This window comes from Streptomyces sp. NBC_00887, assembly GCF_045207585.1.
This window is the reverse complement of record NZ_CP108788.1, coordinates 7,273,217-7,286,921: the sequence shown is the minus strand read 5'-3', so window position 1 is coordinate 7,286,921 and position 13,705 is coordinate 7,273,217. Positions and strand designations below refer to the sequence as shown.

7 protein-coding genes are annotated in these 13,705 nt (G+C 70.9%); all 7 read right to left on the bottom strand.

All coding sequences use genetic code 11. The features are described 5' to 3' along the window. Positions 1–7 precede the first annotated feature (7 nt). Positions 8–2,590: a glycosyltransferase family 4 protein gene (locus tag OG844_RS33190; RefSeq protein ID WP_406395355.1), complete on the bottom strand. Its 2,583-nt coding sequence runs from the start codon at positions 2,588–2,590 to the stop codon at positions 8–10. A 105-nt stretch (positions 2,591–2,695) separates the two neighbouring features. Then, positions 2,696–3,709 carry a Gfo/Idh/MocA family protein gene (locus OG844_RS33185; RefSeq protein ID WP_406395354.1) on the bottom strand — a complete coding sequence of 338 codons (1,014 nt, stop codon included), beginning with the start codon at positions 3,707–3,709 and terminating at the stop codon, positions 2,696–2,698. Then, positions 3,706–4,824 (bottom strand): DegT/DnrJ/EryC1/StrS family aminotransferase, encoded by a 1,119-nt coding sequence (locus tag OG844_RS33180; protein ID WP_351175593.1) that lies wholly within the window; start codon positions 4,822–4,824, stop codon positions 3,706–3,708. Before OG844_RS33180 ends, OG844_RS33185 begins: the two co-directional genes overlap by 4 nt. 349 nt (positions 4,825–5,173) lie before the next feature. Continuing rightward, the gene (locus tag OG844_RS33175) at positions 5,174–9,361 is read right to left on the bottom strand and encodes an Rne/Rng family ribonuclease (protein WP_406395352.1); all 4,188 of its coding nucleotides are present in this window, start codon (positions 9,359–9,361) and stop codon (positions 5,174–5,176) included. Between the two features lie 230 nt (positions 9,362–9,591). After that, positions 9,592–10,374: a TIGR03936 family radical SAM-associated protein gene (locus OG844_RS33170; RefSeq protein ID WP_406395351.1), complete on the bottom strand. Its 783-nt coding sequence runs from the start codon at positions 10,372–10,374 to the stop codon at positions 9,592–9,594. 122 nt (positions 10,375–10,496) lie between these two features. Then, positions 10,497–11,651 carry a hypothetical protein gene (locus OG844_RS33165; RefSeq protein WP_406395350.1) on the bottom strand — a complete coding sequence of 385 codons (1,155 nt, stop codon included), beginning with the start codon at positions 11,649–11,651 and terminating at the stop codon, positions 10,497–10,499. 85 nt (positions 11,652–11,736) lie between these two features. Beyond that, positions 11,737–13,662 (bottom strand): TIGR03960 family B12-binding radical SAM protein, encoded by a 1,926-nt coding sequence (locus OG844_RS33160; protein WP_406395349.1) that lies wholly within the window; start codon positions 13,660–13,662, stop codon positions 11,737–11,739. Between the last annotated feature and the right edge of the window lie 43 nt (positions 13,663–13,705).

Below are 13,705 nucleotides of genomic sequence, written 5' to 3'. Positions count from 1 at the left end.
GAACGCGTCACTTGAGAAAACCGCTCAGTACCTGGGCGGTCCAGCGTCCGTCATGGTAAGTACGCGCGAATTCCACCGAGGCACGGCCGATGGCCGCAGTCCCCTCGCGATCCTGGATCAGGGAGCCCAGCACCTCGCGCAGGGTGTCAGGAGTGGCGCTGACGATCGGCAGTTCCCCGTTCGTCGTGGCCTTCACCGCGTCGCTGATGTAGCCGACGACCGGCTTCCCGGCCGCCATCGCCTCCACGGCGAAAGTGCCGTAGCTGCCGGTGGTGAACTGGTCCAGGACCAGGTCGCTCTCCTTGACCAGCGCCTGCATCTCGGCCCAGGGGATCTCCTCGGCAAGCCTGAAGTCGATCACGCCCTTGTCGTGCAGCTCGGTGAGCACGGGCATGATCCGGTCCGTGCCCTTCGTCCAGCGTTTGGACGGGGCGTGCAGCACGATGGGCCGCTCGCGCTCCATCACGGGACGGTCGGCCGCCCACGAGGCGACATCGACGACGAGCGGCGCCCACTTCGCCGACGGCAGGTCGTCCAGCAGGTCGGGGGTCGTGACGAAGAGCGGAAGGCGGCATTCGTCCGCGATCCGCCGGTTGGCCTCGGCCTTGGCCTGGAGCTTCTCGGCGATGCCCTCGGGGGCGTCCCGGAACAACGAGAACTCGTGGCGCTCCAGGTGACGGGCAGGGTTGCGGATGTCGCTGCCGTGCGACAGCAGTGCCACCTTGATGCGGGCCTTGCGCAGCGCGGCCAGATCGCCGGCGATCGAGTCACCGTTGAGCCGTCCGAAAACCGGCATGAAGGCGTCGACGATCAGGTGGCTGTAGCGCCCGACCACCCGCTTCACCTGTTCCAGCTGGACGTCGAGCTCGCCGAGCCTGGAGGCGTCGACGTAGACGTCCGCGGGGTAGTCGAAGGTGTCCGCCCGCTGGTTCATGACCACTTCGACGGACGCATCCGGATTCGCCTGCGACACGGCCTGTGCGAACGCGGCACCCTGACCTGCGTAGTTGGCCGGGCCGATGCCCAGCTTCACGGGTGTCGAGCCGAGGGGGGTCCAGACCGGTACACCGGACTTGCCACTGCTCGCACCGAGCGCTTCGGCCTCCGGGGTCTCCTGGACGGTCCACGACACCTCGGCCACGGGCACCGGCGGCGTCTTCTTCGACAGCGTGCGGTACAGCTCGAGCAGCCCGGCGCTCTGCTGCTCCCAGGAGAGCTCCTTGAGCACGTCCTCGGTGATGTGCGCGGCAAGCTCGCTGCGACTCTTCAGCGCGCGGGACGCGGCGGCCACGAAGGTGGTCGGGTCGTCCCAGGTGAAGACCTCACCGAGGCCCTTCTCCTCCACGTACGCCTTGATCACCCGTACATCGCTGGTGACCAGGGGAAGACCCGCCTGAAGGTATTCGGACACCTTCGTCGGCAGCGAGACCTCGCAGTTGGGGACCCGCTTGAACGGGGTCAGGCCGACATCCGCCGAGGACAGGTAGTCCGCGACCTCGTGCTGCGACACATAGGGCACCAGGTGGATGCGGTCGCGCACACCGAGCGACTCGGCAGTCGCCAGCAACTGCTCCAGCAGCGGGGTCACACGGCTGCAGACGAGCGCCAGGTGTACGCCGGGCAGTTCGGGAAGCCCGTCGATGACGGCGTCCACACCGCGCTCCGGGCCGAGCCAGCCCGAGTACACCATCAGCGGGACCTCGGGGCCCAGGCCGCACACCTCGCGGACGGACGAGCGCACCGAGCCGGAGCCGATGACCTCGCGGACCGGGGAGTTGCCCACGACCAGGGGAGCCTCGGAGAGCTTGTGGTCGTTCTTGAGCAGCTCGGCCAGCTGCGGGGACACGGTGACCACCGCGTCCGCGCGGCCGATGTACTCGGCCTCGGCCGCCGGAAGGGCGTAGCCCTGGCGCGGATTGGGCCATTCGACGCCGCGGATGTACTCGTGCGCGTCGTAGAGCCAGGCGCAGCGGTGACCGCTCGCCCGGAGCCGCGCCGCACTGCGTGCGGCCGTCACGATCATGGTGGCGTCGTTGGCGTGGATGACGTCCGGCTTGAGTTCCTCGATCACCGGACCGAACGCCAGGTCGAGATCGACAAGCTGCGGCCAGTCCCGGCGCCAGTCGCGGACCGGATCCTTCGTCGTCCGGCGCTGCTCCCACTTGAACGCTCGCACCCGCAACTTGTAGACGGCGCGGCGCGCGCGCAGCACGGCCTTCAGGGACGCCCGCCGGGGCGCGCCCGCCCAGGTCGTCTCAGCCGACGTCTGCCGCACCCAGGCCCGGTAGGAGGCACGGTAGTGGCTCAGAGCCGCCTGGTCGTGGATACGGAACTGGGTCATGGCGCCGCGCAGCGGATGAGCTCTGCGGGCCTTCACCGACCGTACGTACTCCGCGGACACGGGGACCCGGACCACCTTGATCGGTCCCATCCTCGACCGCTGGACACGCTTGGTGTCACTCCTGCCGATCAGCGTGACGTCCCAGCCGTCGCGGGCGGCGGCCACAGCCGTCTTCTGGACCCGCGAGTCACCCGTGATGCCGTTGGCAACGATCACGGCGAGCCGCGGTCGGCGGGCAGGGGATTTCATTCTGTACTTCCTCCGGTGGAAGACAAGCGAGCCGGCACCTGCTGCGCACTCCCCAGGAGTGCGCAGCGGACCGAGCAGATGAGCGATATGCCCGCTGCCAAAGCCTCAGCCCGCCGCGATGTCGGTGTCCAGGCGCACGGTCGTGCCGCTCACGGCCGACTCGAGTACCGCGGCAGCCACCTCAACGGTACGCAGACCCTGCCGCAGGGTGCAGATATCGGCGTCCTCACCCAGCACAGCGTCCCTGAAGAGCTCATGCTCGACAAGCAACGGCTCGCGCTTCGGGATCGCGTAACGGATCATGTCACCCTCGGAGACACCGCGGAACGCGCGCAGCGCCTCCCACTCGGTGGTCACCGCGGCGTTCGAGTGGAACGTGAGGTCGGCGGTGAGGGTGTCGGCGATGTAGCAGCCGCGCTCACCGGTGACCGACGTGAAGCGCTCCTTGAGCGGGCTCAGCCAGTTGACCAGGTGGTTGACCATGGTGCCGTCGGAGAGCTGGCCCACGGCGGAGACCATGTCCTCGTGCGGGCGACCGGACTTCGACACGGTGTGGGCCGCGATCGACGTGTACGTCTGGCCGGTCACCCAGCCCGTCAGGTCGATGTCGTGCGTGGCGAGGTCCTTGACCACGCCGACGTCCGCGATCCGGTGCGGGAACGGGCCCTGGCGCCGGGTGACGACCTGGAAGACGTCGCCGAGCTCGCCGGCCTCCAGGCGGCTGCGCAGCGAAAGCAGGGCCGGGTTGCAGCGCTCGATGTGGCCGACTCCGGCGACCAGGTCGCGCGACTCGAAGGCCTCGACGAGGCGGCGGGCGCCCTCGACGGTGTCGGCCAGCGGCTTCTCGATCAGGGCGCAGACACCGGCGTCGGCCAGCTGCAGGCCGACGGTCTCGTGCAGCGCGGTCGGGCAGGCCACGACCGCGTAGTCGACGCCGAGGGCGATGAGCTCCTCGACGGTCGACAGGACGGGGGCGCCCTGCGCCCAGCCGTTCTTGTCGCCCATCGGGTCGACGACGCCGACCAGGCTCACGCCGTCGAGTCCGGCCAGCACACGGGCGTGGTGGCGCCCCATGGAGCCCAGGCCGATGAGCCCGGCCCTCAGTACGGCGGCGGTCACAGGCTCTCCCCCAGTGCGTTCACGGCGTTGGCGATGCGCTCCAGCTCACCCTCGCTGAGCGACGGGTGGACGGGCAGCGAGACGACCTCGGCGGCCGCACGCTCGGTCTCGGGCAGGTCCCAGGTGCGGCCGGCCTTCTGGTCCGGCTCCCAGTAGGGCTTCAGCCGGTGGATCGGGGTCGGGTAGTAGACGGCGTTGCCGATGCCCGCCTCGGTGAGCTTCGCCATCGCGGCGTCGCGGTCGCCCTGCACCCGGATCGTGTACTGGTGGTAGACGTGGCGGGCGCCCTCGGCGACCGGCGGCGTCGTCACGTTCGGCGCGGTGATGTGCGCGTCGAGGTACGCGGCGTTGGAGCGGCGCTGCTCGGTCCAGCCACCGACCTTGGTCAGCTGGACGCGGCCGACGGCCGCGGCCACGTCCGTCATGCGCACGTTGGCGCCGACGATCTCGTTGGCGTACCGCTGCTCCATGCCCTGGTTGCGCAGGAGGCGCAGGGTGCGGGCGAGCTCGGCGTCGGCCGTGGTGACCATGCCGCCCTCGAGGGAGTGCATGTTCTTCGTCGGGTAGAAGCTGAACGTTCCGCCTTCGCCGAACGCGCCCACGGGCGTGCCGTTCAGGGCGGCGGCGTGGGCCTGGCACGCGTCCTCGACCACGGCGAGTTTGTGCTTCGCCGCGATGGGCATGAGCTTGTCCATCGCCGCCGGGTGACCGTACAGGTGCACCGGCATGATCGCGGCGGTGCGCGGCGTGATGGCCGCCTCGACCGCGGCGGGGTCCAGACCGTAGCTGCCGGGCTCGATGTCGGCGAAGACGACATCGGCACCGACGAGGCGGACCGCGTTCGCGGAGGCCGCGAAGGAGAAGGAAGGAACGATCACCTCGTCGCCCGGGCCGACGCCGAGGGCAAGCAGCAGAAGATGCAGCGCGGAGGTACCGGAGTTGACGGCGACGCAGTGCCGGCCGTCGACCAGCTCGGAGAAGCCCTCTTCGAACGCCGCGACCTCCGGCCCCTGTACGACGCGGCCACTGCGCAGCACGCGTACCGCAGCCTCGATCTCTTCTTCACCGATGACCGGGCGGGCAGCAGGAATCGGCTGCTCGTTGATGCTCGTCATGGACGTCCTCCTTGAACAACACCGCAAGAGCTCTTTACAGGCAGAGGTCTGGGGTGCGGGACGTCTTACGAGGCCGCGCATAACCCCACCGGCACAATGCCGACGCCCTACCGAGGAATCTGGGCCCGGTCTGTCCTGAACCGGGTCGGTCACCGACCGTAGTCCCGCGAAGGGACCTGAACAGGCCGACGACCGCCGTCACATTATCAGGGATTTCTCAGGCGATTTCGGGCCTGTTAACCCGCCAGTGCATCAGTTCTGAAACAAAGCAGGTGTCCCGCCCCGAAGGCTTCGGGGCGGGACACAGATCGATGAACAACCGGTTACGAAATGCTCAGTCGACCGTTGGTCAGGACTCGTCGGCCTGCGCGGAAGCGGTCACGGAAGGCGACGACTGCTCGGCGGCGACGGTCTTCTTGGCCGTTGCCTTCTTCGCGGTCGTCTTCTTCGCGGTGGTCTTCTTCGCGACCGTCTTCTTCGCGGCCGTCTTGGTGACCGCCTTCTTGGCCGGGGCCTTCTTGGCGGCCTTGCGGACCGCCTTCTTGGCCGGGGCTTCCGTCTCCGTCCCGGACTCGTCCGCCGCCTGGGCGTCGGACGGAGCCGGCTCGGCGGCGGAGCTGCCCGTGACCACGACGACCGCAGCCTCGTCCGCACCGGTCGGCGAACCTGCCGGGGCGGTGGCCTTGCGGGTCGCCCGGCGGCGGGCACGCGGCGGGGCGGCCGGAGCGGACACCTCGTCGGCTGCCGGTGCCTCAGGGGCCGGAGCCTTGGCCGCGGGGGCCTCGACGACCGGGTCCTCGACCGCTACGGGTTCCGCGGCGGGCTCGGCCGGGGTGACCGGAGGCGCGACGTCGGCCGGCTTGGGAGAACCGGCCGGAGAGGTCGCCTTCCGGGTCGCCCTGCGGCGCGTACGCCCCGCGGGTGCGGTCTCGGCCTCGGGGACCGGGGCGGCCTCCGGGGTCTCGGCAACCGGCTCCGCCTGCGGCTCGGCCTCGACGGCCGGGGCCGGCTCGGCCACCGGAGCAGGGGCTGCGGCCTGCGGCGCGCCGGCCGGAGCCGACACCTTGCGGGTCGCACGCCGACGGCCACGACCGCGTGTCGCCGCCGCCTCCGCCTCGGCCGGGCTGCTGTACAGCTCCTCGTCCGCGACGAACTCAGGCTCGGGCAGCGCGATCGGGGCTGCGACCTCGGCCGCCACCTCGTCCTCGCTCTCGACCGCGTGCTCGTCGTGCTCGTGGTCCTGGACGTGCTGGTCGTGGTCGTGCTCGTGCTCCTGGCCGGCGCCACCGCGTCCGCGCTTCTTCGAGCGCTTGCCGCCGCCACCGCCGCCGACGGACGTCGGCTGCTCCATGTGCACGATCACGCCGCGGCCGTTGCAGTGGACGCAGGTCTCGGAGAAGGACTCCAGCAGACCCTGGCCCACGCGCTTGCGCGTCATCTGGACCAGGCCCAGCGACGTGACCTCGGCGACCTGGTGCTTCGTACGGTCCCGGCCCAGGCACTCCAGCAGTCGCCGCAGCACGAGGTCCCGGTTGGACTCCAGCACCATGTCGATGAAGTCGACGACGACGATGCCACCGAGGTCGCGCAGCCGCAGCTGACGCACGATCTCCTCGGCCGCCTCCAGGTTGTTCTTGGTGACGGTCTCCTCGAGGTTTCCGCCCTGCCCGGTGAACTTGCCGGTGTTGACGTCGACGACGACCATCGCCTCGGTCTTGTCGATCACGAGCGAGCCGCCGCTCGGCAGGTAGACCTTGCGGTCCAGTGCCTTCATCAGCTGCTCGTCGATCCGGTACGTCGCGAAGACGTCGACCTCGGAAGTCCAGCGCGACAGACGGTCCGTGAGGTCCGGTGCCACGTGCGAGACGTAGCCGTGGATGGTCTCCCAGGCGTCCTCACCGCTGACGATGACCTTCGAGAAGTCCTCGTTGAAGATGTCGCGGACGACCCGGACGGTCATGTCCGGCTCGCCGTACAGGAGCGTCGGGGCGTTGGTGCTCCCGCTGCTCTTCGACTTCTTCTGGATCTCTTCCCACTGGCCCTGCAGCCGCTCGACATCGCGGCGCAGCTCGTCCTCGCTCGCGCCCTCGGCGGCGGTGCGCACGATGACGCCCGCGTCCTCGGGAACGATCTTCTTGAGGATGGTCTTCAGCCGGGCCCGCTCGGTGTCGGGCAGCTTGCGGCTGATGCCGGTCATGGAGCCCTCGGGCACGTAGACCAGGTAACGGCCGGGCAGCGAGACCTGGCTGGTCAGGCGGGCGCCCTTGTGGCCGATCGGGTCCTTCGTGACCTGCACGAGGACCGACTGGCCGGACTTCAGCGCGGTCTCGATGCGGCGCGGCCCGTGGGCCATGCCGAGCGCCTCGAAGTTGACCTCACCGGCGTACAGCACCGCGTTGCGGCCCTTGCCGATGTCGACGAACGCGGCCTCCATGGACGGCAGGACGTTCTGCACCTTGCCCAGGTAGACGTTGCCGACGTAGCTGGTGGCCTGCTCCTTGTTGACGTAGTGCTCGACGAGCACGTTGTCCTCGAGGACACCGATCTGGGTGCGTTCGCCGCTCTGGCGGACGACCATGACGCGCTCGACGGCCTCGCGGCGCGCCAGGAACTCCGCCTCGGTGATGATCGGGACGCGACGGCGGCCCTGCTCACGGCCTTCGCGGCGACGCTGCTTCTTGGCCTCCATGCGGGTCGAGCCCTTGATGGACTGGACCTCGTCGAAGCCGGTGCCGGGCTCGCGCTCGGCTTCCTTCTTGCGCGGCTCGCGGACCTTGACGACCGTGCGCTCCGGGTCGTCCTGGCCCGAGGGGACGTCCTCGCCCGAGGCGTCCCCGCTGCGGCGACGGCGACGGCGACGACGACGGCTGCTGCTGGATCCGGACACCGAGGACTCGTTGTCCTCGTCGTTGTCCTCGTCCTGCTCCTGCTCGTCCTCGGAGGCCTCGTCGTGCTGCTCGGCGTCGTCCGCGTCGTTGGTCTCACCGCGACGGCGACGGCGGCCGCCACGACGGCGACGGCGCGAGGGGCGGTCGCCGTACTCGTCCGAGTCGTCCTCGTGCTCGGCTTCCGCCTCGGGCTCGGCCTCCTGCTCGTCCTCGACGGGCTCCTCCACCGGGAGGGTGATGGGCGTCGCCGCCGGCTCGGTCTCGACTGCCTCACCGCGACGGCGGCGACGACGGCGTGAACCGCCCTGCGGCGCGGCCTCGGCGGCCTGCGCGGGTGCGGCGGTCTCCGCCTCGGGCTCGGCTTCGACGGCCTGTGCGGGCGCGGCCTTGCGCGGCGCGCGCTCGGGAGCCTTCGGCTCCTCGAACTCGTCGTCGTCCTCGTACTGCGATCCGGAACCGGCGGCAGCCGCCGCGGCAGCCGCGGTCTCCGGGGTCTGGAACATCGGCTCGGCGAAGACCGGTGCCTGGAAGACGGCCACGGCGGGGCGCGTCGCACGACGGCTCCTGCGTGCCGGCTCCTCGACCTTGCCGGTGAACTCGGGCCTGCCCGCGGCGGCGGTGGCCCGGCGGCGCTGGCGGCCTCGCGGCGCGGCTTCCTCGACCTCTTCGGCCTCGGCGGCGAGCTCCTCGGCGACAGCCGCGGGAAGGCTCTCACCGGTCTCGGCGGCGGCCTGTTCGGCAGCCTCCTCGGCCGGCTGTGGGGCACCTGCCGGAGCGGTGGCCTTACGGGTGGCACGACGACGACCGCGCGGGGCCTCGACGACAGGCGCCTCGGCAACGGGCTCGGCGACTTCCGCGACCGGCTCGGCCACGGCCTCGGCCGGAACCTCGGCGGCCTGCGTGCCCTGCGGCGTACCGGCCGGAGCCGACGCACGGCGCCGGGTACGGCCGCGCGGCGCGGCGACGGGCTCCGGGGTCTCGATGGGCTCGGCGGCAACGGGCTCGGCGGGCTCGGCCACGACGATGTCCTCGGCGGCGGCCTCCGCGTTCTGCGGGGCACCTGCCGGAGCGGTGGCCTTACGGGTGGCACGACGACGACCGCGCGGGGCCTCGACGACAGGCGCCTCGGCAACGGGCTCGGTGACTTCCGCGACCGGCTCGGCAGACTCCGCGACCGGCTCGGCCACGGTCTCCGCGGCCTCGGCGCTCTGCGGCGCACCCGCGGGGGCGGTGGCCTTGCGGACCGCGCGACGGCGCGCACGTACCGGCGGAGCCGGCTCTGCGACCTCGGGGGCTTCCTCGGCCTCGGCCGGGGTCTCCACCGGTGCCGCGGCGGCGGGCTCGACGGTTTCGGGGGGCTGCGGCGCACCCGCGGGGGCGGTCGCCTTGCGCACCGCGCGACGGCGGGCACGTGCCGGAGGCGCCGCCTCGGCGGTCTCGGCCGTCCCGGCTCCGGTCGTACCGGTCACCGCGGCCTCCTCGGCCGGTATGGCCGGCGTGGCGTCCTCGGCGACGGCCGCACCGGGTGCGCCCGACGGCGGGCCCGCGGGGCGGGAAGCCGCGCGGCGCCTGCGGCGCGGCGGCAGCTTGTCCCCGGGGGTGTTGTCCTCTGTGTTCCCGGCGGTACCGGGTTCGATCGGCTCAAGCATGCGGGCGGTTCTCCCGTCACGCTCCCGGGCGCCGCGCCTGATTCCGGTCCGGCACGGTACGCGTGATGTGCGCGATACCGCCGTCCGGGGCGCGGGCGCCGCACGGGAGCTGATGTCTGGCTCGCCGGTTCCGTACGCGATGACGCACGGCCTGGCGAAAGTCTTATGGGGCGGTGCGCGGCCCGACCCAGGTGGCTCCCGAGTCCAAGGGCTGCGCTACAACGACCGCCTTACGCGGAACCTGCACCATCCGGCGCCGTCGCGACGGCGGGCCGGTCGGCCGGAACAAGAACGGCCGTGGCTGCCTCGCGGTCAGGCGCGAGCGGGTCGGTCACCGTGCCGGACTCCTCGTCGAAGAGCCCCTGCGCCAGCCTGGTCACCGCTGCGGGGACCGGCGGCGCCAGGTCGGCCACAACTCGGAGACCGGACAGGACGTCGTCGGGTCGCACGGCAGGTGTCACGTGCCGCACTACCAGGCGCAGTATCGCACAGGGCCTGTCCCCGGACCTATCAGGCTGTGGATCAAGGGCCTGCAGTTCGGCGACGGCCGCACGGGCGTCGAAGCTCCGCATCCCGTTCTTCGCACGCCGCTGGACCTCGACGGTCTCGGCGTCCAGGAACGCGGCGACGGCCTTCCGGGCGTCCTCGACGTCGACCCCGTCCAGGCGCATCTCCCACACGGAGGCGGTCAGCCGGTCGGCGAGGCCCGAGGTGTGGGCCTCCACCGCGTCGATGATGTCGAGGCCGTCCGGCATCGAGGCGTTGAGCAGCTCGCGGAGCGTTCCGGGGTCCCGCGCCTCGGTGAGGGCGATCTCCAGGAACTCGGCCTCGCTGCCCGTACCCGTGGGGGCGGCGTTGGCGTACGACACCTTCGGGTGCGGGGTGAAGCCCGCCGAGTAGGCCATGGGCACCTCGGAGCGGCGCAGTGCCCGCTCGAAGGCGCGCTGAAAGTCTCGGTGGCTGGTGAACCGGAGGCGGCCCCGCTTGGTGTAGCGCAGTCTGATGCGCTGCACCGCCGGTGCGGGCGGCGGGCCTTCGGGCTGTCGCTTGCCCAGTGGTTCTTCTCCTCGGTGCGGGGCGGACGCGGTGGCGCACCGCCCACGAAGTACAGGGTGCCCCGGGGTGCCGCTCCGGCTCACCCCCGCTCGACGGTTTTGTCGGCGAGCAGGGAGATCTCGGGCGCGAGCGCCTCGCTGGGGACAGTCGTTGTTCCACCCAGGGTACGCGCAGCGGACCCCTGGAGTTCCCGCACCTCTGCGACCTGCGGCGGTCCCACCAGTGCGCGCCATGCGTCGCGGCGGGCCGTGCGCACGCTCTCGCGGGCAGCTCCGAGCGCACTGCGGACCGCGCGCCCCGCCTCCAGGGCGCCCTGTCCGACGGGCGCCCACACCGCGTCGCGTACGAAGTGTCCTACCGGAGTGCACACCGTGCGATAGGCCCAGGTCACCGGCGCGCCGACCAGGTGCCATGCCAGCCACGCCAGGGCGCGGCCGACGGCCCGGGAGAGGTATCCGGCGATCCGCCAGGCAACCCCGACCGCGGCGGCGATCTCCCGGCCGACGGGAGCCAGGACATGCCGGTACGTCCAGGCGAGGGGCAGGACGAGGAGCGTCATGATCAGCCGGACGGCGGCAGTCACGAGCCCTCGCCCGGTGGCGGCGATCCCGTGCCCCAGCTGGGTGAGCACCCACGCGATGCCGTGCCCGACCGGGGTGAGCACGTACCGGTACGCCCAGGCGACGGGCATCACCACCAGGTGCGTGACGAGCCAGTCGGCGGCGATTCCGAGCGGCTTCAGGACGTAGCACCACAGGCCGACCACCGGCCATACCAGGAGCACGGTGAACAGCCGGGCAACAGCGGCGCCGACCCCACGGACGGCCGGGACGAGCAGCCTGCGGTACACCCACCGCAGCCCGTGCCCGGCCGGGGTGAGGACGGTCCCGTGGAGCCACACCAGCGGGGCGACGATCCCGTAGCGGACGACGGGGTCGACGACGTACCGCCACAACCCGATCCAGGGCCACACGAGGACGGCGACGGCCAGCCACGCGAGGGCCCGTCCGCCAGGCGCGAGCACGGTGTCGTACAGCCACTCCAGGCCGCGTCCCAGCGGACGCAGCAGCACGCGCTCCAGGACCCGCAGCCCTGCGACGAGCACGTCCCAGATCAGACGTACGGGCAGGACGAGGACGAGCACGACGATCCGTACCGGAATCCTGATGAGGGTGGTCAGACAGCCCTCCCCGCCTTCGTACGGCTCGGGCGTCCGCCGTTTGTCGTGGTCCATGCAGTACATGACGCGAAGGCCCGGCCAGGGGTTTCCCCGGCCGGGCCTTCTTCACCGGGCTGTCACCCGGACGGTTGCTTCGGTGCTACTTCACCACGGTGAGCGGCAGGAGCTTCTTGCCCGTCGGACCGATCTGGATGTCCAGGTCGAGCTGGGGGCACACCCCGCAGTCGAAGCAGGGGGTCCAGCGGCAGTCCTCGACCTCGGTCTCGTCGAGCGAGTCCTGCCAGTCCTCCCAGAGCCAGTCCTTGTCGAGGCCGGAGTCCAGGTGGTCCCAAGGCAGGACCTCTTCGTACGTCCGCTCGCGGGTGGTGTACCAGTCGACGTCCACGCCGAATGCGGGCAGCGTCTTCTCGGCGCTGCTCATCCAGAGGTCGTAGCTGAAGTGCTCGCGCCAGCCGTCGAATCGGCCGCCCGCCTCGTACACCGCGCGGATCACGGATCCGACCCGGCGGTCGCCCCGGGAGAGCAGGCCCTCGATGATGCCGGGCTTGCCGTCGTGGTAGCGGAAGCCGATGGAGCGCCCGTACTTCTTGTCGTCGCGGATCTTGTCGCGGAGCTTCTTCAGCCGGGCGTCGGTCTCCTCGACCCCGAGCTGCGGTGCCCACTGGAACGGCGTGTGCGGCTTGGGGACGAAGCCTCCGATGGAGACCGTGCAGCGGATGTCGTTCTGGCCGGAGACCTCGCGGCCCTTGGCGATCACGTTGACCGCCATGTCGCCGATCTGGAGTACGTCCTCGTCGGTCTCGGTGGGCAGGCCGCACATGAAGTACAGCTTCACCTGGCGCCAGCCGTTGCCGTACGCGGTGGCGACCGTGCGGATCAGGTCCTCTTCCGAGACCATCTTGTTGATGACCTTGCGCATGCGCTCGGAGCCCCCCTCGGGGGCGAAGGTGAGACCGGACCTGCGGCCGTTGCGGGTCAGCTCGTTGGCCAGGTCGACGTTGAACGCGTCGACGCGGGTGGAGGGCAGCGAGAGACCGATCTTGTCCTCGGTGTACCGGTCGGCCAGGCCCTTGGCGATCTCACCGATCTCGGTGTGGTCAGCGGACGAGAGCGAGAGGAGGCCGACCTCCTCGAAACCGGTGGCCTTGAGTCCCTTCTCGACCATTTCACCGATGCCGGTGATGCTTCGCTCCCGCACGGGGCGCGTGATCATGCCGGCCTGGCAGAAACGGCAGCCGCGGGTGCAGCCGCGGAAGATCTCCACGGACATCCGCTCGTGGACGGTCTCGGCGAGGGGCACGAGGGGCTGCTTCGGGTACGGCCACTCGTCGAGGTCCATGACCGTGTGCTTGGACACGCGCCACGGCACGCCGGACTTCTTGGGCACGACGCGGCCGATACGGCCGTCGGGGAGGTACTCGACGTCGTAGAAGCCCGGGACGTAGACCCCGCCCGTCTTCGCCAGCCGGAAGAGCACCTCTTCTCGCCCACCGGGCCGGCCCTCGGCCTTCCAGGCGCGGATGATCTCGGTGATCTCCAGGACGGCCTGCTCGCCGTCGCCGATGACCGCACAGTCGATGAAGTCCGCGATCGGCTCGGGGTTGAACGCGGCGTGGCCGCCCGCCAGCACGATCGGGTGATCGACGGTGCGGTCCCTGGACTCCAGCGGGATGCCCGCGAGGTCCAGGGCCGTGAGCATGTTGGTGTAGCCGAGCTCGGTGGAGAAGCTCAGCCCGAACACGTCGAAGGCTCCGACGGGGCGGTGGCTGTCCACGGTGAACTGGGGCACCTGATGCTCGCGCATCAGCTCCTCGAGGTCCGGCCAGACGCTGTACGTGCGCTCGGCGAGGACGCCTTCGCGCTCGTTGAGCACCTCGTAAAGAATCATGACGCCCTGGTTGGGGAGTCCGACCTCGTAGGCGTCCGGGTACATGAGTGCCCAGCGGACGTCGCATTCCTCCCACGGTTTGACGGTGGAGTTCAGCTCACCGCCGACGTACTGGATGGGCTTCTGCACATGCGGGAGCAGAGCTTCGAGCTGCGGGAAGACCGACTCGGCAGACATCTGGGGACCTTCGTGAGCTGGCAGGGGTGACCATCAAGCGTAA

Excerpts from the sequence above, each read along its gene's own strand:
- OG844_RS33190 (WP_406395355.1), bottom strand. The coding sequence starts at position 2,590 with ATGAAATCCCCTGCCCGCCGACCGCGGCTCGCCGTGATCGTTGCCAAC.
- OG844_RS33180 (WP_351175593.1), bottom strand. The coding sequence starts at position 4,824 with ATGACGAGCATCAACGAGCAGCCGATTCCTGCTGCCCGCCCGGTCATC.
- OG844_RS33175 (WP_406395352.1), bottom strand. The coding sequence starts at position 9,361 with ATGCTTGAGCCGATCGAACCCGGTACCGCCGGGAACACAGAGGACAAC.
- OG844_RS33165 (WP_406395350.1), bottom strand. The coding sequence starts at position 11,651 with ATGGACCACGACAAACGGCGGACGCCCGAGCCGTACGAAGGCGGGGAG.
- OG844_RS33160 (WP_406395349.1), bottom strand. The coding sequence starts at position 13,662 with ATGTCTGCCGAGTCGGTCTTCCCGCAGCTCGAAGCTCTGCTCCCGCAT.